Annotated in this window: 22 protein-coding genes and 1 tRNA gene; 10 read left to right on the top strand and 13 right to left on the bottom strand. The window is 41.2% G+C overall.

All coding sequences use genetic code 11. The annotated features are described in order from the left end of the window. Positions 1-355: 355 nt before the first annotated feature. The 9 genes from HG547_RS04420 to HG547_RS04380 form a co-directional block, all read right to left on the bottom strand. A complete protein-coding gene (locus HG547_RS04420) occupies positions 356-1,396 on the bottom strand; it encodes an IS481-like element ISShes15 family transposase (protein ID WP_169547109.1) in 1,041 nt (346 codons plus the stop codon). A gap of 116 nt (positions 1,397-1,512) precedes the next feature. Beyond that, positions 1,513-2,193, bottom strand: coding sequence for a hypothetical protein (locus HG547_RS04415; protein WP_169547108.1), 681 nt, complete (start codon positions 2,191-2,193; stop codon positions 1,513-1,515). A gap of 162 nt (positions 2,194-2,355) precedes the next feature. Then, entirely contained in the window at positions 2,356-3,282 is a 927-nt protein-coding gene (locus HG547_RS04410) for a hypothetical protein (protein ID WP_169547107.1), read from the bottom strand. Then, the gene (locus HG547_RS04405) at positions 3,282-4,304 is read right to left on the bottom strand and encodes a hypothetical protein (protein ID WP_211164544.1); all 1,023 of its coding nucleotides are present in this window, start codon (positions 4,302-4,304) and stop codon (positions 3,282-3,284) included. Before HG547_RS04405 ends, HG547_RS04410 begins: the two co-directional genes overlap by 1 nt. 161 nt (positions 4,305-4,465) lie before the next feature. Continuing rightward, complete coding sequence (locus HG547_RS04400; RefSeq protein ID WP_169547106.1) at positions 4,466-4,744, bottom strand: hypothetical protein; 279 nt, start codon at positions 4,742-4,744, stop codon at positions 4,466-4,468. 464 nt (positions 4,745-5,208) lie between these two features. Next, complete coding sequence (locus tag HG547_RS04395) at positions 5,209-6,465, bottom strand: Y-family DNA polymerase (protein ID WP_169547105.1); 1,257 nt, start codon at positions 6,463-6,465, stop codon at positions 5,209-5,211. Then, the gene (gene umuD / locus HG547_RS04390) at positions 6,466-6,885 is read right to left on the bottom strand and encodes a translesion error-prone DNA polymerase V autoproteolytic subunit (RefSeq protein WP_169547104.1); all 420 of its coding nucleotides are present in this window, start codon (positions 6,883-6,885) and stop codon (positions 6,466-6,468) included. It lies immediately after the preceding gene. A 61-nt stretch (positions 6,886-6,946) separates the two neighbouring features. After that, entirely contained in the window at positions 6,947-7,177 is a 231-nt protein-coding gene (locus HG547_RS04385) for a hypothetical protein (protein ID WP_169547103.1), read from the bottom strand. Between the two features lie 411 nt (positions 7,178-7,588). Then, a complete protein-coding gene (locus HG547_RS04380; protein ID WP_169547102.1) occupies positions 7,589-8,326 on the bottom strand; it encodes a hypothetical protein in 738 nt (245 codons plus the stop codon). A gap of 257 nt (positions 8,327-8,583) precedes the next feature. Between HG547_RS04380 and HG547_RS04375 the strand changes: the two genes are divergently transcribed. From HG547_RS04375 to HG547_RS04345, 7 genes are all read left to right on the top strand, one after another. Continuing rightward, the gene (locus HG547_RS04375) at positions 8,584-10,272 is read left to right on the top strand and encodes a DUF3987 domain-containing protein (protein ID WP_169547101.1); all 1,689 of its coding nucleotides are present in this window, start codon (positions 8,584-8,586) and stop codon (positions 10,270-10,272) included. A 61-nt stretch (positions 10,273-10,333) separates the two neighbouring features. Then, positions 10,334-11,617, top strand: a complete 1,284-nt coding sequence (locus HG547_RS04370) for a hypothetical protein (RefSeq protein ID WP_169547100.1) — start codon at positions 10,334-10,336, stop codon at positions 11,615-11,617. 137 nt (positions 11,618-11,754) lie between these two features. Next, positions 11,755-12,687: a site-specific integrase gene (locus HG547_RS04365; RefSeq protein ID WP_169547099.1), complete on the top strand. Its 933-nt coding sequence runs from the start codon at positions 11,755-11,757 to the stop codon at positions 12,685-12,687. Beyond that, positions 12,681-14,723 carry an AAA family ATPase gene (locus HG547_RS04360; protein ID WP_169547098.1) on the top strand — a complete coding sequence of 681 codons (2,043 nt, stop codon included), beginning with the start codon at positions 12,681-12,683 and terminating at the stop codon, positions 14,721-14,723. Before HG547_RS04365 ends, HG547_RS04360 begins: the two co-directional genes overlap by 7 nt. A gap of 22 nt (positions 14,724-14,745) precedes the next feature. After that, the gene (locus HG547_RS04355; RefSeq protein ID WP_169547097.1) at positions 14,746-15,228 is read left to right on the top strand and encodes a hypothetical protein; all 483 of its coding nucleotides are present in this window, start codon (positions 14,746-14,748) and stop codon (positions 15,226-15,228) included. A 78-nt stretch (positions 15,229-15,306) separates the two neighbouring features. After that, entirely contained in the window at positions 15,307-15,711 is a 405-nt protein-coding gene (locus HG547_RS04350; protein WP_169547096.1) for a DUF2787 family protein, read from the top strand. Positions 15,712-15,841: 130 nt separating this feature from the next. Then, positions 15,842-16,174, top strand: coding sequence for a YegP family protein (locus HG547_RS04345; RefSeq protein ID WP_011073636.1), 333 nt, complete (start codon positions 15,842-15,844; stop codon positions 16,172-16,174). A 131-nt stretch (positions 16,175-16,305) separates the two neighbouring features. Here the strand turns inward: HG547_RS04345 and HG547_RS04340 are convergent. Next, positions 16,306-16,392 (bottom strand) — tRNA-Leu (locus tag HG547_RS04340). A 345-nt stretch (positions 16,393-16,737) separates the two neighbouring features. Further along, complete coding sequence (locus tag HG547_RS04335; RefSeq protein ID WP_169547095.1) at positions 16,738-18,327, bottom strand: bacteriohemerythrin; 1,590 nt, start codon at positions 18,325-18,327, stop codon at positions 16,738-16,740. Positions 18,328-18,633: 306 nt separating this feature from the next. On the opposite strand from HG547_RS04335, the gene HG547_RS04330 reads away from it, so the two are divergent. Then, positions 18,634-18,765, top strand: coding sequence for a DUF3149 domain-containing protein (locus tag HG547_RS04330; protein WP_011715898.1), 132 nt, complete (start codon positions 18,634-18,636; stop codon positions 18,763-18,765). Between the two features lie 120 nt (positions 18,766-18,885). Here the strand turns inward: HG547_RS04330 and HG547_RS04325 are convergent, their stop codons facing one another. Beyond that, positions 18,886-19,497, bottom strand: a complete 612-nt coding sequence (locus HG547_RS04325) for a superinfection exclusion B family protein (RefSeq protein ID WP_047540754.1) — start codon at positions 19,495-19,497, stop codon at positions 18,886-18,888. 169 nt (positions 19,498-19,666) lie between these two features. On the opposite strand from HG547_RS04325, the gene HG547_RS04320 reads away from it, so the two are divergent. After that, positions 19,667-21,298, top strand: a complete 1,632-nt coding sequence (locus tag HG547_RS04320; RefSeq protein ID WP_169547094.1) for an ATP-binding protein — start codon at positions 19,667-19,669, stop codon at positions 21,296-21,298. A 33-nt stretch (positions 21,299-21,331) separates the two neighbouring features. Here the strand turns inward: HG547_RS04320 and tcdA are convergent, their stop codons facing one another. Next, complete coding sequence (gene tcdA, locus HG547_RS04315) at positions 21,332-22,135, bottom strand: tRNA cyclic N6-threonylcarbamoyladenosine(37) synthase TcdA (protein ID WP_047539345.1); 804 nt, start codon at positions 22,133-22,135, stop codon at positions 21,332-21,334. An 883-nt stretch (positions 22,136-23,018) separates the two neighbouring features. Between tcdA and HG547_RS04310 the strand changes: the two genes are divergently transcribed. Beyond that, entirely contained in the window at positions 23,019-24,098 is a 1,080-nt protein-coding gene (locus HG547_RS04310; RefSeq protein WP_169547093.1) for a porin, read from the top strand. Positions 24,099-24,102: the final 4 nt, after the last annotated feature.

The raw sequence follows: 24,102 nt of genomic DNA, 5'->3' as shown, positions 1-24,102 counted from the left end.
ACTTCTAACTAGCTTATGCGTGCAGAAGCATATCAGCACACAACGAACACGAGATCTCTAGGCTTATGCGTGAGTCAGTCTCTCAGAGACTAATTCACACATAAAGCTCACTTTGGACAAAAGCGCGTTTGCTATATTACTCAAAATCGTCTTGTTCACATTACGATAAGTATGGCGAGGGTCAAAAGTTTAAAATTAGGGGACCATTTCAAAGTCCCTAATGGGCACCACCAACGGTTATGCTCATGAAAGCGTCTTCTCTAAGGAAGGTGCAACGTAAGCGTCACCTTGATTTACTTGTACTAGCTCAGACCTGATCTGACAGTTGCCCATTTTTTAGGGTGCCACTGTCAGTTTAGATTTGAGCTAAATTCTTTTCAGCCCAAAACCGTTTCCCATCTATTAATGTGGCCAGTGGTGTTCTGCCGCAGCACATTTTACCTTGATGGGTTCGTTCATTGTTGTAATAAGCCAGCCATTCGTCCAGATCTTTTTGTAGTTCCTCCATGTTACCGTACAGTTTTTTTCGGAAAGTAACCTGATAAAACTCATTCAAAATAGTTTTATGGAACCGTTCGCAGATCCCATTCGTTTGCGGGTGTCGCGCCTTCGTCTTAGTGTGTTCTATATCGTTAATCGCTAAATACAGCTGATAGTCGTGCTGTTCCACTTTGCCACAGTATTCGGTTCCTCTGTCAGTTAAAATGCGCAACATGGGCAGCGCCTGTGTTTCAAAGAACGGTAATACTCTGTCGTTGAGTAAATCGGCCGAGGTGATTGGGGTTTTCGTGGTATACAGTTTCGCGAAAGCAACTTTGCTGTAAGTATCGACAAAGGTTTGCTGATAAATCCTGCCTACGCCCTTAAGACTACCAACGTAAAAGGTATCTTGTGAGCCGAGATAACCTGGATGATGCGTTTCAATTTCACCACAGGCTTCATCGTCTTGCTGCTTACGCTCAAGGGCGGCAACTTGTTCATCCGAAAGGATTATCCCTTCTAGCTCGACTTTGGCTTCGAGGGCTTTTAATCGCTTTTTGAAGTTCTCTAAGCCATGCCGTAACCAAATGGAGCGCACGCCACTAGCGGAGACAAATATCCCTTGTTTTCGAAGTTCGTTACTAGAGCGAGACTGCCCATGGGCAGGAAATGCGATAGCATGTGTTAAGACGGCATTTTCAGTTACATCATCAACACGATTCTTGAGGTTAGGTGTTCTTCTGGACTGATTAATCAACGACTCAACACCGCCGTTTTCAACCAGTTCTTGATAGCGATAGAAAGTATCACGGGAAAGCCCCATGATTTTACAAGCTCTAGACACGTTTCCCAATTCTTCAGCGAGATTGAGTAAACCAGCTTTGTGTTTAATGATGGGATTGTTAATATGAAGCATGAGAGTTACCTTTTTGCTTTGATTAAGTTTCGACACCTTTATCAAAACGGTTAACTCTCATCTTTTCAAGATGATGTGTCAGATCTAGTCTGAACTAATACAATTTACTTGTTAAATTAAACTTGCTTGTTTTGTTCCATAAAATAATTCCCAGCGTTAACTAACTCGTTTAAATAAGCTATTACTATCTCATCAAAAATATCAAGCGCACTAAGAAAATCATTTATAGTTAGTATTATTTTTTCATCTTTTACTTTCCCATTATTATGTGTAAAAGCATTTCTGATTTCTAATATTTTAATAATTAACCCATTACTTGGCTTTGGAAATGGAAGCCCAAATAAAGCCTCAGCTATCCTTGCAACCTTGATTGGATCGTGAAGTGTAGTTTCTCTTAATTTTATCTTAAAATCTTTAGCGTTTCCGTTTTTTTTTATTTTCAAATAGCCTTGATCCTTTGGATCTAACTTTGAAATATTGGCTATTGCGTTATCCATAAACGCATCCTTCCTAAGACATGCATCTAGCAAGTCGTGTACAAAGCCCTCATATGCAGAAATAACTCCAGAAAGTAAAGTCCCATAAAGAAATGAATTATCTTCTCTTATCAACTCTTTTGTTGGGATAATTGCACCTTGTTTCAGTGATCGTAAATTATTTTGAAACTGTTCTGTTAGAGATTTTAGATCGAGTAATACAATCCACCATTCAAAAGCTTCATTCGTTAAGGCGGCCATACGATCAATCTCTGCTAGTTCTTCATCTAAAGGATCAAAATCAAATTCATCAAATTCCATTTCTAGCTCCATGCTTGCTATTATCCAAAATGTAGTGGCCAACTGTTTAGTTGGCCATCAAGACCAATTTTCGAGATTGTTGTGATACAAATTTCGATGCAAAGAGTTGGCGTAATAAGGAATATAAAATGTTTAAAAATACTTATTGACGCCATATAGTTGTTATACAGAGGCTGCTCGGCGATGGTTTTGGTATTCTGACAAGCTGAATGATATAACCTCTAAAAACACCATAGCTATCCAATACATTGCCATTGGGTTTATAAATTTAAATAATTCATCAGAGTCAATAACTTTACCACTTTCAATATTTTTAGCGCCACCATTAAGGTTATGAAAGAACCTATTCCTAATACTAATTATGAAGCTACCCATTTCACAATACTTTATTGAAAGTCTATCAGGCTCAAGTGTAGACTCATGAATAAAATCGGTTGAAATCACTTTCTTAACCTCATTAAAAATTTGAGACTTAACATCATCAGATGCAATAAAGTTAATATCTACCGAAGTATTTGATATACTATCACCTCTATAAATAATGTCGATGAATGTTTTAAAAAAACCTAATTCCTTCTTTTCAGAATCGCCAACAAACAATTCTTTCAGATTATTAAATGAACGCTGAAAATCTTGTGTTTTTGATGTGTAAATCAAAGGGAAAGAATAAGATATTTTTTCTAAAATTCTATAAATATAAATAAAAGCAGAAGTATGAGATTTTCTATTTGTATGTAAAATAAAATGAGACAATTCTGAAAGTATTACAGAATAAAAACCTCTGTTCTCATACTTCTTATTATCGATAAATAATGCTAAATCATTCGCCTTTACATCTTCTGAAAAGTATGTAGGAAATTCTTTTCCCCAGTTTCTAAATTTAGATAAGTCGCTAGAAAAATAATTTACCGTACTTTTTATTGTTTTACTTGTATAATTATGAGTCAACGTCACATTTCCAGACAAAAGACGAATTATGAGCAAAATTTCTGGGTCTCTATTATTTGTAATCTTCAACTTTTCTGGAAGCTGCCCAATAAAACGTAATGGCAAGTTATCCTTATAACTGAATGTTTCATATAAAGGCATTAAGAAGTTAACTCCATGAAATGCTCAACTAATTCCATCTCATCAAACTCAGAGTATTCCGCATAGTTTTCAATATAGTTTCGCGATAACTCACGCCTAAACTTACCTAAATTTACTTTTGATGGATTAATTGCTTTAAATGCTGCCTCAAATAAATTAATTGATGCAGAGAATTCATCAGGAGAAACATCAATAATCACATCATAAGAAGCCTTAACACCTACAGAGAAACCAATCAAATTATTCCCAATTTTCAACCATTTTTTTGTCAAATCGTTCTCAGAAAGTTTTTCAATAAGCTTAATTACTTGCTTAAAGTCTATATCTTCAGCAGTCGGTTGCTTATCCATTATTCTTCCAACAATGATCTGATCCATTTTTTCACCAATGATCTTGTTATTATCATTATTTACACAATCAGTCAAAAATGCCAGATATGCTTTTGATAAGTCTCCTAAATCAAAAGCATCTTTAATAATAGATTTCCCTCTTTCTTTTTCTGTTTGAACATCCAAATTCACATCAGTGAAATCAAATAACTCTTGAGTAAGGATCTCTATTTGATGCCTTGGCGTCATTGGTTTTTGGCCATTATTAAGAGTTATCATTCGATACAACAACTTATCCTCACTAGGTGATATAATGACGTTTAAATATAGTGACTGAGTATCATCAAAACGTTCATTATCTTTTGCACGATTTAACGTACTTAAGCGCTGAATGCCATCCAAAACATAACCAGAATTGATATTTTCTTCAATATATCTAGCAATATCAGCTTCGTCCGTTATTTCAAAATTCGGTTCTACAAATGCAATGGTTAGAGGGGGCATAAGACATTTATCAAGAATATCTCTTTCCAAGCGTGCATAGAATTTTTTATCTTGAGTTTTTCGTTGAGCAGAAAAACGGTCAATTAATGGGTAAAGATTATCAATCGCGTAACGATATGTTGTTTTTCCTGTTGCGACAACACTATCAATTACTCCGTCTTTAGTTTTATCAAATATTATAACATTCATAATTAGCCTTTAAAATCTCACGTCAATGATTCAACAATACTCTATTAATCAAACAGATGGTATCTTGCCGTTAAGCTAACCAGTTTCAAATATAAACACGTACATGAGCGCAAACCTGTGAGCATCGCAGTGACCTACAAATGGCCAAAACTTGTCATTTCTCACTTACTTTCCAACAGTGAAAATGCTGGCAACTGAAAGTCAGATTTACTATTGACAACCCAACTATATACTTGAAAATGCTCACCACTAAGTTCTTTAATTCGATGGTCTGTCTCAATATTATTCTTGCACGTTTGCTGCCATAGAGTATTTACTTGCCGTATGAAGCTGACCTCGACTTCACCAGAGCGCTCATTGAAAGCTATTGTCCTGACAAAGTTGCTCAATGCATCAGCTTTAAATTTCTCTTCGTCAGTTGGGTAAAAGTAAAACTTCATACTAGCTCCAAGAGTTAAAGTATTTATTCATTATCTTCAGGGTATTAAATACTTGTTACAGTTAGTCACAGCCACATCTACGTCAATTGGTATAGATGATGCTATAGGAATTTGCTTTTTTGTGATAGCGGTTTTATACAGTTTGATAGATAATTCCTTGATAAATTTTCAGCTTTCTCATTCTTTTACGCTCACTTTAGACTAATTTTTTAATTTGATTGACAGTATCTTGGCCTCGCATTAAGGCTGATACTCGTACCACATCCTCTCCAATGCTTACAACTATAAGGCTGACAGCTTTTAGCTATCGGTCATTCCATTTAGTTTTGAGGGGGTAATCCTGACAAGCATACTGGCTGGTTTTTGAAAGAGAGTAGGAACATGACTTCTAGGTTGAAAGTAACATCATCACATTAGCTTTACATGCATTTTTAACTTTGAAACGGCTTTGGGGCATATCCTCGTTAGCACTTAACGATCGGCATACTTCGCCACTTAGTCGTGTATTGAGGCGTCAGCAAATCCCTCCGCATTGCCCATTTTTGCTCTATGCCTTGAACCGCGATAAACAGAGTATCACTGCCATAGCGTTGGTTAATGTGATCGAGTGTAAGCATCAGTGCTGGCTTTGCTGTCGGTGGATTGAACAAGTCTAATTGGCTGTGTTTCTCGCTCGCTAAATCAATCAAACCAACGCCTATCTTGTAATAGCGTACACCTTCGCGAAATAGCTTGGGGGCGGCTTCACAAACTGCTTTCGTCAACTCTATCGTACAGTTCGTCGGACAGGGGAAATGCACCACGGTTTTATAGCTAACAGGCCGCTCATCATGGGGTGAGTTACTCGCAAATAGCAGCATCGTCTTGCAAACTGAGCCTTGCTTACGTGCTTTAGCTGCTGCAATCCCCACATGCTTGCTCAGTGCTTGGAGTAACGATTCAAAATCAGCAATGCGCTCCCCCATGCTTCTTGTCGAGAATATCTGCTTCTTATCAGCTCTCGCTTCATCCCACACCTTGCATACTTGGCCGTTAAGCTCTCGTACTGTCCGCTCGACTTCAATGCTGAACTGTTTACGGGCTAACCCCGCTGGCATGTTCGCTAGGTCAAACGCAGTACGGATATTCATCAGTTCAAGCTTTGCACTAATCCTGCGCCCAATTCCCCAAACATCACCTACTGCTAGCTGCTTTAGAATAGCGGTTCGGTCTTGGTTATTGTCGATAACACAAACCCCTTTATAACCCTCAATCTTCTTAGCAGCATGGTTAGCCAGTTTTGCCAAGGTCAGGGTTTCCGCAATTCCCACACAAACTGGCAAGCGAGCTTCTTTCCACACTGCTCGTCTTATTAATTGACCTTGAGTATGTAGGCATTTTATTGCTGGATAGCAGTTCTTAAACGACAGGAACGTTTCATCAATGCTATAGACATGCTGCTCAGGCGCAAAGCGGCCAATGATATCCATCATCTTGCTCGACAAGTCAGCATACAGTTCATAATTAGATGAACACGCAATCACACCACGCTCCGCACACTGCGCTTTGACTTGAAAGTAAGGCACAAACTTCTGAATACCCGCCTCTTTTGCCTGCCTATTGGCAGCAACAATCATCCCATCATTATTACTGAGCACAACAACAGGCTTACCACGCCAATCAGGTCGGAATACTTGTTCCGCACTACAGTAAAAGCTATTGGCATCGACTAGCGCAAACATCTACTTTTTACCCAATTTTTTACTCAATACAGGACTTTTACGGTGGCAACGAATAGAACGAGTGATAACGCCTTCAATACTAAACTCGTCGTATTCATGAATAATGACGGGCTGGTGTTGCTGATTAGAGGAAAGCAGTAAACGGCGGGGGATATCAATGATTTTACAGACAAACTCCCTATTTAAATTGGCTACAATGACATCGCCATTTCGCACAGTCTCGTGGCGGTCAACAATGAGAATATCACCATCAAAGATGCCGACATCTTGCATCGAGTCCCCTAGGGCATAAGCCATAAAAGTTGAGCTTGGGTGGTCGACCAGTAGCTCATCCAAGCTTAGACCTAGCTGAGTGTATTCAGCCGCAGGTGACTCAAAACCTGTAATGCCAGCACGGGCAGGAATAGGGATAACACGCATTGCAATGAACCACTGTCAATATATACAGTGATTATAATCGCAGAATAGCAGCTAGCAAGATCTATTGAACGACCTCGATATAACACCATTGGTTCTTTTCTTTATCGAATGCAGCACTGATGTGCATTGGTGAAGTGTCGCCCTGCTTAGCTCTGAGCAACGCAACATCGGAAACCTCCGACAAGTCATCAATACATTGAGGCTGAGTTAGGGAGTATAAAAACATAGCAGCATAACCGAAAATGGTTAACGCAGCTGTCGCTACAAGAACACGTATAGGTCTGAAAACCATAGGTTAGCCATCCTTAGCGCAGAATCAAAATACCATTTATCGATATGACATTAGTATAGTTTTACCTTAGTTCAAGTAGGATTGGTGCATCGTAATTAATTTTTTGTCTGTATAGACGTTACTAATATACAAAACTTTCTTTGGAGTAAAAAATTCACTGAATCGCGTACTTCACCAGACGACTTTCAGCACCATAACAACAGAACTGAAATGCAACAACAGTGTCACATCTAGTCTGAATATGTGTTGGCGTATATTTCACCACTCACAGTCATTATCATAGCGATCCTTAAGGTATTCCACTTTATTGAGAAGGCAGCCTTCAATTACATTTTTAGCAAATTTGTAGTCTTCGCCAAGGATATCGGCACAATAATGAGCAGCATCAAGGGGTAGGTACCTCTAAGCATTCTATGAATTATCAGTTATTCTAGCCTTTAGGAGCCAATGATAACTCATATCAGAATGAACCATTCTTTTACAAATTCTAATATATTTCAGTACTGATCTTCCTGAAATAAGCTCCCTAACATCATCTAAATCATAATGGCTATTATTTAACATTCGTCTTAGATATTCGACACCATACTTAGTATTATACCAATTAATATTTGTCATTGTAATATATGAAAAACTGTGTAATCTCTTCAAAACCTCTATAAGTCTAGACTCACTAATTCTAATATCCAGCTCACACCTAACCAAATCTGTTAGACATTCAATTTCCTCAAATTCGAAAATAGCCTCCTTAGACGGAGCATCTTCATGTCCTATTATGATATAACCTAACTCACCAACATTAATACCTCCACCTAAACCATTTTTATTTCTTCGAATATTTTTCCTAGAAACAGAAAAGACTTCACCTAAAAAATATCTAGAGTTAAATCTGTTATATAAAAAGAGAGCTATCTTTATCTCATTGATTTTCAAAAATGAATTAGAATAGACATTTGAGCAAAAGTAATCACTGTTTTTTTCATACTTCAAATCAGATAATTCAGCAGCCTCACTTCCTTCTGAATATTGGAAATCAGAGTAGTAATCCAGCAAGAACCTTGCCATATAAATTGAATTTTCCTGTTTCTTTTCTGTAATTGACTCAGGGACAGGAATTATTGGATTTTCAATTGTACCTATATCAGCCATAACTTTCCTCTCTATAACTGTTAGTACGCCCATTCATTTGGCTAAGTGCTCAACTATACTATCATTCATCAAAAAGAACACAAGATGTATGCAATTTTACTAATTAAATGATTAAAAACAATAAGATAAATATTTAACAAATACTTATAGACTCCTGACTTAGGATACAGCATGGATTCTAAGGGAATATGACTGTACCTAACTTCTACTCATGCCTCATGTGTTAATAGTCGGGTAACTTTCTAGAGGAGCACACCATGAAGAAACAAAAAAATCACTCTAAATCCCAAGTGCAACAAGGTAAAAACAAGGAGAATCAGCTGCGTAAGGTAACAAAGAAAATCACACCACCGAAGAAGCCAAAAATAAAGGCCATCACAAAGACTAAAAATTTAAAAGGCAATTTAGTAAAGGGTATTCAAGACTATTCAATATCCACATTCGAATACATTGTTTACGACCCAACAAAGCCATTAGTGGTAGAAGACAAGCTTCCAAAGTTTGGCCTAGAACTAGTGAAGTCTATCTCGTTTGCCTCAGCCTCATGCATTGAATTTGCTGCTGCTGGGATGCACTGCGTCCTTAGCTGTGCTATCTCCAATATGTTCCGCATCCGCCCCTATGCCGACAATAAAACTTACTTAGTAACCCCTAATCTTTCAGGTGTCATTATTGCTGAACCAGGGAGTAATAAATCTGCTCCATCACAATTATTAATGCAAATCATTAATGATATCCAATTGCAATTGGCAGAGGAATTCGCAGAGAAGTCAAAGGTCTTCGAAAAAAATTTAATCAAGCAGCAATTGGATAATAGTTATTTCAAAAATGAAGCTCGTCGACTTAATGACATGCTACACAATTTTCCGCCTCACTCTAAAAAGGCCGAAGAGATCCGCGAGGAACTGGATAGTGTCTTGGAACAGTGTGTTGAGTTACCAAAGCCCATCTACTCGACTATTTTGACAGTACAAGACGTGACACTAAAAGGCTTGATGCAGATAGCTGCTAATCAAGCTGTTCCTGTCTTAATTTACAAAGATGAACTAGCCGTCTTTTTAGAAGACATATTTGAACGCAAAAATGGAAACATTCGTCGCTACTTAATCGAAACAATGGATGGCAAAAGCAACTATACCAATGTCACTGCTAACAAGCGCAATCATTCTGTGCGCCCACCAGTTGCTTCAATCATAGGCACAACACAGCCAAGCGTGATTAAAAAGCTGATCAGCAAAGTATTAGAGGAGAAGATCGCCAACGACGGTTATCTCGATCGCCTACAATGTATTGCCTATCCAAACTCAAAATATCTGGAACCGTATACCGGAGATAATGTAAAACGGGATGAAGTGCTTAAAAAACTAAAAAAGCTGCTCTTTATACTTTATACCACAGCACAAGACCAGCTCATCGAAGTCAGTTTATCTGATCAAGCAAAATCAATCTTTGAAAAATTCAAGGTTAGTTTAGCTAAGCAGCAAAAATCGGATGCTGTCTCTGAAAATGTTAAAAACAAACTCTCAAAGTACCCCGATATGGTGTTGAGCATCACACTGATATGCGCGGTATTACGTCAATACGAAAAGGATCCAAAGTCACTTTTCACACTCAAAACACTCGAAAGTACTGATATCCGTATGGCAATACATTGGGCAAAACACTACCTGATGCATTTAAAAAAACTTTGGGGTTCTAAAACTCCAAAAATGCAAAATGCACTGAAAATCTTGAAAAACCTCAACAAGCTCATGGATAAAGATCGCTGCTTCACTACTCGTGATATCACTCAACGCAATTGGGCTGGGATCAAAAATGACAACGACAAAGCCAAAAAGGCACTGGAAGTGCTGGTCAATGAAGGGGTTATTAAATCTGTAAATACCAACAAGAAGACCGGACGTCCCTCTGAAAAATGGCAGGTAATTGTCAATATCGTTGATTAATTCGGTTTGTGATGGGGAGGGACACCTCCCCTCTATTTAACAGTTTACAGAGAGAATTCTAATGAAACACAAATCATCTAAATCAATCATTAATAGTACTATGTCTAATAGTTCTAAGTACTTAGATAACACTAACAATGATATTCACATTACACCAGATAACTATCTAGAAGCCATCCCTCAGTATCGTGTTAGCCATAATGCGTTTGTCTCTAAGTCTATGCACCTACGTCTAGCCGAGCATACAGCGCTAAACGTGATGGACACAAAAGCGCTGAAATACGCATTGCAACATGCCACTGTAGGTTATGTCTCTGATAGCGCGAAAGGCCTGCACCTTCAGAGTATTTTGCTTGCATCTCAATTAGCCAATCCACAGGCATGGGCGTGTTATCCCATCATCGATAAACTGCATATTACTGTGGATGTGGCTGAAGATGAGATGAATGAGCTATACCGTCAATTTCCGTCTATCTATGAAAGCACTCAATTCAAGTGCTCTAAGAAAAAAACTAAGCGCCAGAATGGCCAATTCTATAGTGATGTACTGACATTCTCATTAAAGACTGATAAGACCGCACAGATACGCATTTTCTTTGGTGATAACGCTAAAAGTCGTGCCACCAAGCACAATAAGCTAAGATTTGAGCTTATTCCTGCGAGGTTTACGCCCAAACAGATTAATGAGTTTTTCTATCAACTTAAGCGTTCTAAGTGCATTAAGGACTATAAGGCAAAGATGCAAAACGCTAAGGTCACTCGTTGTGATGTCGCCATAGATTTGTTGTGTGTTTCAACACCCTTAGTGATTGTAGATAAGCCAAAGGTTAAACATTTTAGTAACCACAGTCAGCATGAGCATAAGGAAATGCGCTTTGTTCAAACGATGTACATCTGCAAGCAAGGTGATAGCCACATCGTTGTTTATAGTAAGTCAGAAAAGTTGTTAGAGAAGTCGCATAAACAGGCCAAGAATAGGCTATCGATGCTCATTAATGAAGACGGTAACCCCTTATCCATCTCACGATATGAAAACGTCTACCGCCCCCAGCAGTCTGGAAGCACTTTGTTGCTGCAAGACCTACATAAAATGAGTCACTTGTTTAAATCTGTCGAAATCTATAACCCTGACATACTCAGCAATTTAAATGAGGCAGAACGCAAATTAGCACTTAGAGATGGTCTAATGGTTTATTTGAAAAATGAGTACGATGAAACCGCCTTTATGGCTCGGAGTGAAATGCTTCAGCGTCATGCAATGTTTATTAATCGTAAACAGTTTAAGTTGATGCAAGAGAAAGTGCTGCGTAAGTTACGAAAGTGCATCATATCGCCCAAAGCTTAGCCAACCTAACCGTGTCAAAAACAGCGGCTGAAAAATAGCCGCACTTGTGATACCATACGCTTACAGTGTGGTATCACTATTCCCTTCTGTTTCAATCCCCTAGCAACATATCAATCTGATTCTTACTGGAGTTATCTATGACTACAGCGACTGCTTATGCGCTCTATTTGAGCCGTCTTGCGCCCAACAGTCAGCGCTCGATTGCTTCGCAGATGCACAGCATTGCACAGCTGATGGACTGGCCTGACGAAGCGATAGGCAAGCAACTCAGCAGCATTAACTATCAACAAGCGATGCAGATACGCGCATTGCTTATCCACGAGCAGTGGTCGGCGCGCTCGATTAACCGTGCGATGACCGCGATTAAGAGTATCGTCAAAGTTGCGGCCTTAATGGGTGAAGCGGATATGCAGCAAGTCGCGCATATCAATAGCATCGCTAACATGAAACACGGTGCCCATCAGGGTAATCCCCTGAGTGCTGAGCAAGTCACTAAGCTGCTCGCCTTACTTTCCAAACGCCAAGACACGTATGGGCTTCGTACATTAGCTATCTTTGCGCTATTCCTCGGAACGGGGCTGCGCCGTAGTGAACTTGCGGCACTGATGCTCGCTGATTATGACAGTTCAACATCAACGATTAAGGTGGTTGCGGGTAAAGGTAATAAGAGCCGTATTCTGTTCTTACCCGATTGGGTTGAACAGCATGTCATCGCTTGGCTCAACGTGCGCAAGATGCAATTGGGGCCACTCATTTGCCACTGTCGCACGACTGGCATTATCGTCCATTACCGCCCCGTGAGTCAGGATGCGCTCTATCGGTTAGTCAAAGACAAGTTGGGAGATATCGGCGTAATGGGTGCATCACCCCATGATTTACGTCGCACCTTTATTACTCGGCTACTGGAGCAAAATGTTGATATCAACACCGTGCGCCAAATGGCCGGCCATGCGGATATCAGTACCACCACTATTTACGACAAACGCGGTGATGCGTTTATGCGTGAAGCCGCTGCCACCCTGAACTATGTGTCAGCACCGAATGAACGGGGCGGGAAAACAAGATGCTAAAGCGTGCAAAATCCCCCCGTAAATGGCGTGCCAATCATTGCCACTACCTCGCCTCGCAGTTTAGTGAAGCATTGATTTTTGACCTCATTACCGTCGATAAGGAAGTGCCATCTTCGATACTGGGCGCAATCACAGGCGAGCAGATAGAGCCGTTTCTTCGCCTGAGCCTAGAAGATGCATCACTCAAGCTACCAAGCAAAGACCGCGCACCGCTCAACACGGCAACGGTTAAGCATAATGCGCAGTTTCTTGGTCAGTTGTTTGGCTTAATGCCGCAGATGCAACCTGTAGTTGAGTTCTTGATTGTCATCAATGCCAATGCCGGACTCAGGGAGTTAACCGAATTCCTGATTGATGATGACTTTGATGTACTTGAACGAATGCTACAGGCTAAGACAACCCTTGATTTAGAGGTCATCCTGTCGCAGTTAGCGGTGTTCGAGCGTTACCAACTGATTGCAGAAGCGACCTTGGATGCACCTTATCGATTGCTGTTCCCAAGCGTACTGGTATCCATTTTAGTATCGCAGAAGTTAACGAGCGCGGTCGACTTCTTAGCCCCAATGCTCAGCAAAAGCCCCGAGGCACAATTTAGCTTGTCGCAATTTGGGCATGTGAACACTGACTTACTGGCTAACTACCTTGAGGCCATTACTCAAAAGCCCTCGGTAGGCGTCAATATCCTGCTCTATGGTAAAGCAGGTACAGGTAAAACGGAGCTGGCTCGGACATTGGCAAAGACGATTAAGCGTAATCTACTGGAAGTCCAAAGCCAGCAGTTAATCGAGAGCCAATACCGAAATGACAACATCGCAAAGGCAACCAGCATACGCCTTGCTCACCTGAACTTGTTACAAGGTCTACTGGCTCACAGCAATGACAGCTTGTTGCTGGTCGATGAGTGTGAAGCATTATTTGTGCAAGCCGATGAACAGTATTCCAAAGAACAATTGATGCAGGCGTTAGAGCAAAACCCTGTCCCTGCCATTTGGATAACCAACCATGTTGGCTTGTTAGAACCCAGCTTTATTCGCCGTTTTAAGTTGGTGATGGAAGTCCCTGTACCCGATGAACCCTTTGCCTATGCCATTAATGAGCACTTACTAACACCGCTTAAAGTGTCACAGGACTATCACCTGCTACTGGCAGAAAAGCCTAATGTCACCCCCGCCATGGTTGGTAATGCTGCCCATGTGGCGATGACACTCAAGCTCAAAGGTGCCAAGGCGGAAGTCCTGATTGATGAAGTGATTGATGCCACCCTAGAAGCCTGTGGTGAAGAAGCGCCGCCGCCAAAGTATCAAGGGGAACTGGCGTTTGATAGCAACATGGTCAACTTCAAGGGCAGTGATGAAGCAGCAAGTATGACTACCGTAGAAACACTGGCCTCGATTAATCATGCGGTTAAGCAGGCCATGCCGATTAGGGTGATGCTGAGTGGTCCCCCTGGTACGGGCAAGACAGCATGGGTACATCACTTAGCCGACACCCACGGCTTTGAGCTGATGCACATCAAATGCTCTGATGTGCTCAGTAAGTATGTCGGGGACAGCGAGCAGAACATCGCTAGGCTCTTCAGAGAAGCACATAGACAGCAAAAGCTGATGCTCATTGATGAAGTCGACAGCTTGCTCAGCAAACGCGATAGCGCTCAAGCGATGCATGAAGTGCAACTGGTTAACGAACTGCTATCACAGCTTGAGTGCAACACCCTGCCCGTGTTCGCAGCAACCAATGCGCTTGCCAGTATTGATAGTGCGGTCATGCGCCGCTTTGATTTCAAGTTGGCATGTGACTATTTAACGAGTGACCAACGCCAAGCGCTGTATCGGCAAGTCCTTGGCATTAAACGCCTGACCCATGAAGAAGTCTCAACCCTAAACAGCCTAAACCAATTAACGCCCGGCGACTTTGCCATTTTAGCAAGACGCCAACGTTTTGAACCCAAGCGCGACCACCGCGCAACCGCCCTTGCGCTACTCACCACTGAGAACAGCCGCAAACAAGGGCAACCCCGTATCGGATTTATCCGCTAACACCCACTAAAGGAAACACACCATGACCACAGTATTGAGTTCTCTCAAGGTAATCGCTCGCCCTGAAATTGCCCCTAAGCCACCTGTGCTCGGCAAACGAATGAAGCTACTCGATAAGCTAGACCAGCAATTGTCGCTAGCCGAATGCATGATTGAAGGCCGTGAATTTGAAGCCTACAAAGAGCGCTCGGTTAAAGACCCAGAGACTGGTGAGCGTAAGAAAATTCGCCGCCGTTACATCGTCCGACCTTGGTTCTATGACAGCAACGAGCACTACTACTTTGAAGTGCGGATTAGTAACAAACCCATCGAACTGGAAAAAGGCTGCCCTGCTATTGATGTGGGTGAAAAGGCCAACTTGCCAGCAGTGATTAAGGTGGTCATTGATGCCGTGGAGAAAGGCGAGTTGGACGAGCAGTTACTCGCCCCCGCACCCAAGATAGGTAAGAAGGCCAAAACCGATAAGCCCACCACCGATAAAGCCAGCTCGAAAGCCAGTAAGTGACAACTCACATCACCCACATTCCATACCAACAGGGGGACATGATGCCCCCTTTGTTTTGCCACTTTTGAGGGTTAAATAATGAAAACCATTGATACTGACCTACCATTACCCGTGTCACCTGTCTTTGCCCAAGCACTGGCAGAACTCGTGAAAAATATTGATAGCAACGCTGTCACCATTAACTTTCGCGACCCTGATTACAGTCCACAAACGGGCGGCTTTCATCCCGTGGAAATCAGGCTAGAGAAAGGTGATGAGCAGTGGCAATTATGCTACATCACCGACTTTTGCTATGTCGGCTATGCGGGACAATGGGAATTAGTGAAAGAGCTGGACTTTGATTTTAGCTGCGGCGTATTTCAGTCCATTAGTGGCTTGTTAGTGATTGAAGCGGCAGCAGAGCTTTATCCCATTTGGGAGCAAAACTTCTTGTGTTACTGGCAGGAAATGGACGTTTTTAATGTCAGCATTTCGACAGACTAACCATCAAAACACTCAAAAATGTGGCATCGGCACATATCAAACCAGATAAAGTCGACTAGACTGAGGCACGAGCAGGAAATGGTTTCCTCGCTTGCGCTATGCAATGCCTTAAAGAAGAAGGAGCAACCCCATGTCAGGATGGTATGAATTAAGCAAAAGCAGTAACGATCAATTTAAGTTTGTGCTTAAGGCTGGTAACGGAGAAGTCATCCTCACCAGCGAACTCTACACGGGTAAGAGTGGTGCCATGAATGGTATCGAATCCGTTCAAACCAACTCTCCTATCGAAGCCCGATATGCCAAAGAAGTGGCGAAAAACGATAAGCCGTACTTCAACCTAAAAGCAGCGAACCATCAGATCATTGGCACTAGCCAAATGTATTCGAGTACCGCAGCAAGGGACAACGGGATCAAGTCGGTAATGGAAAATGGGAAAACCACGACGATTAAAGATCTAACCTAGATCGGTATGTGCGGAGTGGTGGAACTTGAAGGGCATATGTGTACCAACAAAAAGCTGGACATAAAGCGGTAAGTATCTAACAATGCTGAATTTTAGATACAAAAAAACCGACTTAATGTCGGCTATTTGTATGGTACCAGAGGACGGACTCGAACCGTCACGCTTTTAAGGGCGGTGGATTTTGAATCCACTGTGTCTACCGATTTCACCACTCTGGCACAACTTTGGAGCTTCAAAAACTTTGCAAATCTTTGCAAGGCTTTTGCGTGTTAATTATTTCAAATTAACTCTTAATAACAACAGCTTAGTGAAGTTTAATATCGTAACGCAGTGACTTTTGAATCCGCTGTGTCTACCGATTTCACCACTCTGGCATTATCAATACTTAGAGCTAATAAAAACAACTAGCTGGCTCTAAGTGGTGGGAATTATACCTTTGCCAAAGACAATGGCAAGCCCTTTTAAAGACCTTGTTGGCAAATTAGTTTTAACCGCTCAAAAATCCGGCGTCTATTAATTTTACCTTGCATATTGCTCGATGACTCTTAAAGCAGCATCTTAATCTACTCAGCGCCATGGGAGAGTAAAAACTGCGTATATTCCTTGTCACTTTTTTGAATATGGTTAACCAACCAAGATTTTAAGAATGCCATTAACTCGTCAGCCACATCTTCACCTCTACCAACCCGCTTTTGAAAATCAAGCACTTGACCAACAAGCTGCGCATGTTTCTCCTTATGGGCAATAGTTTGTGGGTATCCAAAACGAGCAAACAACTCTTCTTCATAGGAAAAATGATTCGCGGTGTAATCCACAAGTCCTTGAACAATCCGTTTAATCGCTTCGAGGCCATAGGCTTCGCTTAAGGTACGGTGCAATTCGTTAACAAGAGAGACTAAGCGTTGATGCTGGCGGTTAATCTCCGGCATACCGATATCAAGTTCTGGCCCCCATTTTACAAATAGTTGGCTTTGGGCTTGATTAGAGGTAAATAGCTGCTTATCCACATGGAAACGATGTAGCAGTGAACCAATCTCCTGAGACATATTATAAACCTTAAGACTAGATAGATTGGTTAGATTAGTATGATGTGCATTTTTCAACGCTAATTCAGCCATCGCGTTGATATTTTTGTTAATTTCCTCTGCAACGGCATGCTGCTCTTCCGATGCAGTGGCAATTTGATGAGACATATCCGTAATGCTTTCAACGTGAGTGACAATTTCACCCAAAGATTGATGCGCTTTCTCTACCATCAAGGCGGTTTCGTCGGCGATAGTGACGTTTTTTAACATCACTTCAACCCCTTGTTGAGCGCCCTTTTGTAATGCGGTTATCTGCTGTTGAATTTCAGCGGTCGCCTCTGAGGTACGTTTTGCCAAATTACGGACTTCATCGGCAACAACCGCAAATCCACGGCCATGCTCACCCGCTCGAGCACTCTCAATCGCCGCATTAAGAGCCAATAAGTTGGTTTGTTCGGCCACTTGCGAGATAGTCTCAATAATGCTGCTAATGCTATTCGTATCGGCGGCAAGGTGTTCAATCACTGCTTTTGTTTGGTGAATTTGCGAAGTCATATCGCTGATTTTATTGACAATAGCGCCCATGACTTCATCACCATGTTTAGCTGAAGTCTGCGCAATATCAGCGGCTTGCGCGGTATTAGCCGCATTGTGTGACACTTCTTGTACGGTTGAAACCATCTGGGTCATGGCCGTTGCCGCAAGCTCGGTTTGACGTTCTTGCTCCAAAACGCCTTGTTTTGCCTGCTCACTAATCGTCTTGATGTCGGTGGCGACCTTCTTCATCCATTCGCTGGTATCAACTAGAGATAGAATAGTACGACTCACATCTTCGCCCATGCGATTGATGCTGTGAACGACAGTGTGAAACACTCCCGCATCTTTCTCATCAAGCTGGTAACTCAAATCACCGTCACCCAAGTGATGAGCCGCACGCTCGAGGTGCCTCAGATTACGGATAAGTTTGTTAATGTTAAAAAATAGAATAAGGGCAAGTGCGATTAAACATAAGGTTGCAACCCAATGCGCGCTACTAAGCAAACAATAAAGGGGATATAAAAGTAAGACCATAGGAGCGAAAATAATACCATATCCCATAGTGCCCTTTTTAACAGTGGTGCTAGCCATTTTTGGCTCCTTCAAAAATGCAGTCTAACTTCAATCAATGCTAAAACGGATTAGCAAATACCTTGTTCTTGGTACCACTTAATAGTTACTACTCTTAAGACTAGTCCCGAATGAAGTAAGAAACAAAGCCCAAAAGATTGAGTTTGATAAAATTTCATCACCCGCTAAATTTGAGGTAGATCACAGGGTTAATCTTTGGTTACAAGATTGTTTTGGGACGTCGATTTTTTATTGATCAGGATCAGTATTTGCTGACAGTAAGAGCGCTAGTGTATGGATGACTTCACAAGAAAGAGGATTTCAATCATGGCATTTTGGTTAGATTTAATGTTCGGTAACCCAATTGGTTTACTTTCAATGATCGTTATCTTTAGCACTATAGGGATAATTTCTTATATCACTTGGATGTTTATCGTGAAGTCAGCGCAACAATCGTAGTTTTTGCTTCCAAATTGTTATTCTGTTCATTGTAGCTTGTAAAAATTGCACGTTGTTATGGGGGTTCCATTAACCCCCATTTTTTATGCCTGTAATTTCGAGTTAGAGCCAACGCTACACTTAAGCAGCGTGTTTACGGTTTTGTACTAAGCCATTGAGAAACTGCGGGCGCGCTTTAATCAGATGTTGCATTTCTTCTTCACTTGGTTCCCCTGCAGGTAAACGTAAAACGCCCCGATTTAAGTAGATACGTGCTTTCATCGAAATTTTATAGTCTGCTGTGGGCCCTTGGATTGCGTAATGACGTTCATTACCTAAACATTCGAGGATACAGGCACTGAGCAAACTTTTGACCGCGGGTTCGTTTTGCGGCAATGTCAAAATAGTGGCTCCTTGCAAAAAGAATTCTCGTAATAATGCTCGCTCTGCACGATCCAGCAAATTAACTTTTGCTTCAATGGTCTCGGTGATGCGCTTATCACTTAAATGACGAATCGACTCATCTAATCCCAAGTTCAATAACTGAGTTAAAAAATACGCGATCGAGATAATAAGTCCAAGCCCGACAAAATGTGCGTGCTCGGGTACAAACTTATCCAGTGCCAGCAAAGTAAGAATATTTGACGGCATCGCCAATAAAACTGCACAACTCACCATTAGCCACAGCATAACCCGAAACATTACCTTCTTAGGGTTAAACAACTTCACTGAATCGAATTTGAGTTTAATCATAGTGTTATCCCAGTGACAAAAAATTGAACTTAGCCAAGACCAAGCAAGTTTGATGCCATTGCTTTATTCAATATTGAGGGATTTTTCACTGGGATAACATGCGAAATTTTTTAAGCTTGAGTCTATGCTTATAAGCATCCAACTTGCTATCAGATAAAGATTATTTAAGATGCTGACATTCTTCAGTCAATTTATAAAAAGCCCGATTGGTAGGCACCTCACCTTGTCAATTGTGCTATTCAGCTCCTTAATCACGCTAATGACGACAGCCTACCAACTCATTAGCGATTATCGGGGCGATGTTAGTCGGATTGATCGGGTATTTTCTAATATCGAGAAAGCTAACCTCGATGTATTAGCCGCAAGTATTTGGGTAATAGATGAAAGACTGATTAACACCCAACTGAATGGTCTCATCCAACTACCTGATATTAACTACATTTCAATCAAAGATGATAGTGGCCAGTCGTGGAACGGAGGAACCCCAAAACCAACTCATACTTTAAATAAAATCTTTCCTCTGGTGTATAAATCACCGACCGACAATATCAACGTTGGTACTTTAGAAGTACAAGTAGACATGGATGCCATTTATGACCGCCTTTACGATAAAGCCATCCTTATTTTACTCTCCAATGGCATAAAAACCTTCTTAGTCGCTGGATTTATTCTATTTTTAGTCTGGTACAACATCACTAAACATCTCGATAAACTCAGTAAATACTGCAAACGGATTAACTTAGACGCGGACTTCGAACCCCTTCAATTTGAACGTAAGGAGAAAATCGATGAGTTTAAACAAGTTGCTGATGCGATTAACAGCATGCAAGGACAACTTCGCAACTCATTTGAAGCACTGAAAAGTTCTAAAGCAGAGTTACAAACAGCATTAGAAGATAGAGAGCGTTTACTGAAACTCGAACGTAGTTATAAGGAAGAACTAGCAAGACAAGTTAAAGAGCGAACCCAAGAATTAGAGCAATCCTTAGCCGCTCTAAAGCGCGCACAACAGGTGTTAGTTGAACAGGAAAAAATGGCCGCCTTAGGAGGATTAGTGTCTGGTGTGGCGCACGAAATTAATACCCCCATTGGTATTTGCTTAACGGCGGCAAGCGCACAATTAAATCATATAGAAGAACTCATTGAGCTTATCCATAGTGAGCACGCGACACTAGACGAAATCAATGCGATTTTGGACGAGTATCAACAAAGCTGTGAGCTTATAGTTCGTAATATCACCAAAGCCAGCAGCCTAATTCAAAAATTCAAGACTATTGCTATCGACCGCAGCCACGAAGAGCATCAGTGCATCAATCTGCAAAGGCATCTTAAAGAGATTTTAGCGTCTAGCTTGATAATGCATCCTAAACTCAACGCAAAAACCGACCTACAAGTCGATCCCAACTTAAATATTCAAACTAATGTGAGTCTATTAAACCAAATCGTCAGTAATATATTGTCCAACGCTTATACCCATGCATTTCAAGACCGAGAAGATAATCAGATACAAATCTCCGCCAGTATTGAGCAGGGTTTTGTGAATATCAGCATCCAAAATAATGGCGTCGCAATCCCCCCCGAAGTCGCTGAACATATGTTCGAGCCTTTCTTTACCACCAATAGAAGTAAAGGCGGCACGGGATTAGGTTTATCCGCTGCCTTTAATGCAGTCACCTTGTTAAAAGGTTCAATGAGCTATCAAGCAGACTCTTCACTTGGCGGCGCGCAATTTAACATTCGCATTCCTCTTAACCAATGCGATGCGCCTAAGATAACCACTCACCACGAGTTCACTATTTGAAAATATTTAGAACAATAAAACATACAAATTGGATTATTCGTTAGCTAATTGTGCCAACCGAGAAAGGACACGGCTCGCCGCCACAAATCCAAAAGTACCAGTGACCATAGTCACAGCACCAAACCCCGAAGCACAATCCATCCGCATGCTACCATCGGCGGTGGCTTTAGTACTACAAACCGAGCCATCAGCTTGAGGGTAAACGAGCTGTTCACTAGAAAAAACGGCATCCACAGCAAAACGACGTTGTACATTTTTGGAGAAGTTATATTCACGGCGAAGAATATTACGCACTTTTGCAAGCAATGGATCTTGATAGGTCTTAGCCAAATCAGTCAGTTGGATCTGTGTTGGATCAACTTGCCCACCAGCACCACCTACGGTCACAATCTTGATTTTTTGACGTTTACACCAAGCAATAAGCGCTGCTTTTTGTTTTACCGCATCAATACAATCAACAACATAATCAATATTGCCGCCTGACTGAGAACCTAGTAAATAGTCACCCAGATTGTCGACCGTAATAAAATCTTCTACTTCATTGACTTGGCAATCAGGATTAATCTCGCGGATCCGTTTGGCCATAACTGCAACCTTAGAATCGCCAATAGTTGAGGTAAGCGCATGAATTTGACGGTTAGTATTGGTCACGCAGATATCATCTAAATCAATTAAGGTAATTTGACCAATACCACTCCTTGCCAATGCCTCAGCCGCCCAAGTGCCCACACCACCAATACCAATTACCACGACATGAGATGCTGCAAATTTCGCAAGCGCTTTTTGCCCGTACAAGCGGCCTATGCCACCAAAGCGATTTTGATAGGCTTCAGTCATCAATACTTACCTTATTATATCTAGCGAACCCAGCCGCAACGAGAAGGAGGAGAAACACTTACCAACGCAGCATAATGCATGAAAAATGCGCCGAAGATTCTAAACGATTTAAGCCAAAAACCGAAATCAAACTCAACCCATGAGCTAAAAGATGCAGCTAGATATTAAATTAAACCACTCAGCTTTCCTAAGGCACTGAGCAGACATGTTTGCGCGAATGCGAGTGTAAGCGCTAAACCCACGTTGATTGACGGCTTTACTCGTCAATAATCATTCCTCGTTTCGCAAGCACGAGCTTGCCATAACGAATAAAATTCACCCTCAAAACGTCAATACGTCCTAATACTATGGTCTAGGATCATGGCTATCGCATTGAAGTTATGCTTATGCTAGCTGAGTTAATACAATATCTAAATAATAGAACAGCAACATCAACTAAATAATTGATTCTAAACACATTAAACAACAGCCTCGCAGGTATTTTGTTGCTAAAAAGTAACTTTACTTGTTTTTTTTATTGTACTCGGTACCCAATAACACCAACTCACGCGTATATGACAAACTTGCGACAACATTAGTATATGCTACAGTTAGGCCCGCCGGTCTGTATATGCTACGGCACTTCGCATACCTCTTTAGTAGTATGCCAAAAATACAATTTTATCTCTTACACGCCGATTTTCGGTCAAGTGATAGGGAAATGTCCTAAAAAACCCCGAATACAGACAAGGAGAGCTAAAAACTTGATCTATGACACAGCCTGCAAGGCATAAAACTGTAAAAATCGGCGGCAACTTTGTTACTTATTTCTGTAACAAACGTGTTAAACCACACAAAAACCATGAAAAATGGATAAGAACTTAGGTTCGAGGGAGCACAAAACATGAAAAAGACATTCATCTCTGCATCAGTTGCATCAGTATTAGCGCTGGCTTCATTCGGTGCGCTAGCCGAAGGCCCAAGCTTCTATGGTCGTTTAGAGCTTGCGACAACCTATACAGATACTGGTGCGACTCTACAAACTGGTACTAACGGTGTTGATTTAGGCGAAAGTGGTACTTACTTAGAAAACAACTTCTCTCTGTTAGGTGTTAAAGGCACTGAGAAAATCGCTGATGGCTATGATGTTGTTTATCAAATGGAATTCCAAGTTGAAAACACTTCTAGCAAAGGTGATGTGTTCAAAGCGCGTAATACCTATTTAGGTTTAAAAACTAATGCTGGTACTGTATTATTCGGACGTAATGACACAGTATTCAAACAAGCTGAAGGTAACGTAGACCTTTTCGGTAACACCAACGCGGATATCGACCGTTTAATTAGCGCTCAGACTCGTAGCGCAGATGGCGTATGGTACTACTCACCAAAAATCGCTAATTTGGTGACTTTAAACGCTACTTACCTATTCGATGATAATGACACTACTGCCACCACTAACGAAAGCTTATATGCTTTAAGTGCGACTTTGGGTGATAGCAAGTTCAAAGAGCAAAACTACTATTTAGCTGTTGCATACAACAAAGGTATCGATACTGTTGATGCATACCGCGGTGTGGCTCAAGTTAAATTAGGTCAATTTAAACTCGGTGGTTTATTCCAAAACTCTGAAAGCACTTTCAATAGTGCAATTGACGGTAACACTTACTTCGTAAACGTAGCTTATGATCTGAATGGTGTTAACCTGAAAGCTGAATATGGTGTAGATGAAGCAGGTTATGGTAGCTACTTCAAAAACCTTTCAGGATATGACTTCAGAAAAGACACCACAGCAAACCTAGCTGTGACTGATACAGACATTAATATCCAAAACTTTAACATTGGTGCTGATTACCGTTTATCTAAATCAACTATGGTGTATGGCCAATATGCCATGTACAAAGGTGATTTTGAACTAAATGGTGGAGCTAAAGTCGACCTGAAGGACGACAATGTAGTTTCTGTAGGTGTACGTTACGACTTCTAATATC

The organism is Shewanella sp. DNRA4, from assembly GCF_012843185.1.
Classification (GTDB): domain Bacteria; phylum Pseudomonadota; class Gammaproteobacteria; order Enterobacterales; family Shewanellaceae; genus Shewanella; species Shewanella xiamenensis.
The sequence above is the reverse complement of the archived record's forward strand: the minus strand, read 5'-3'. Positions and strand labels throughout refer to the sequence as shown.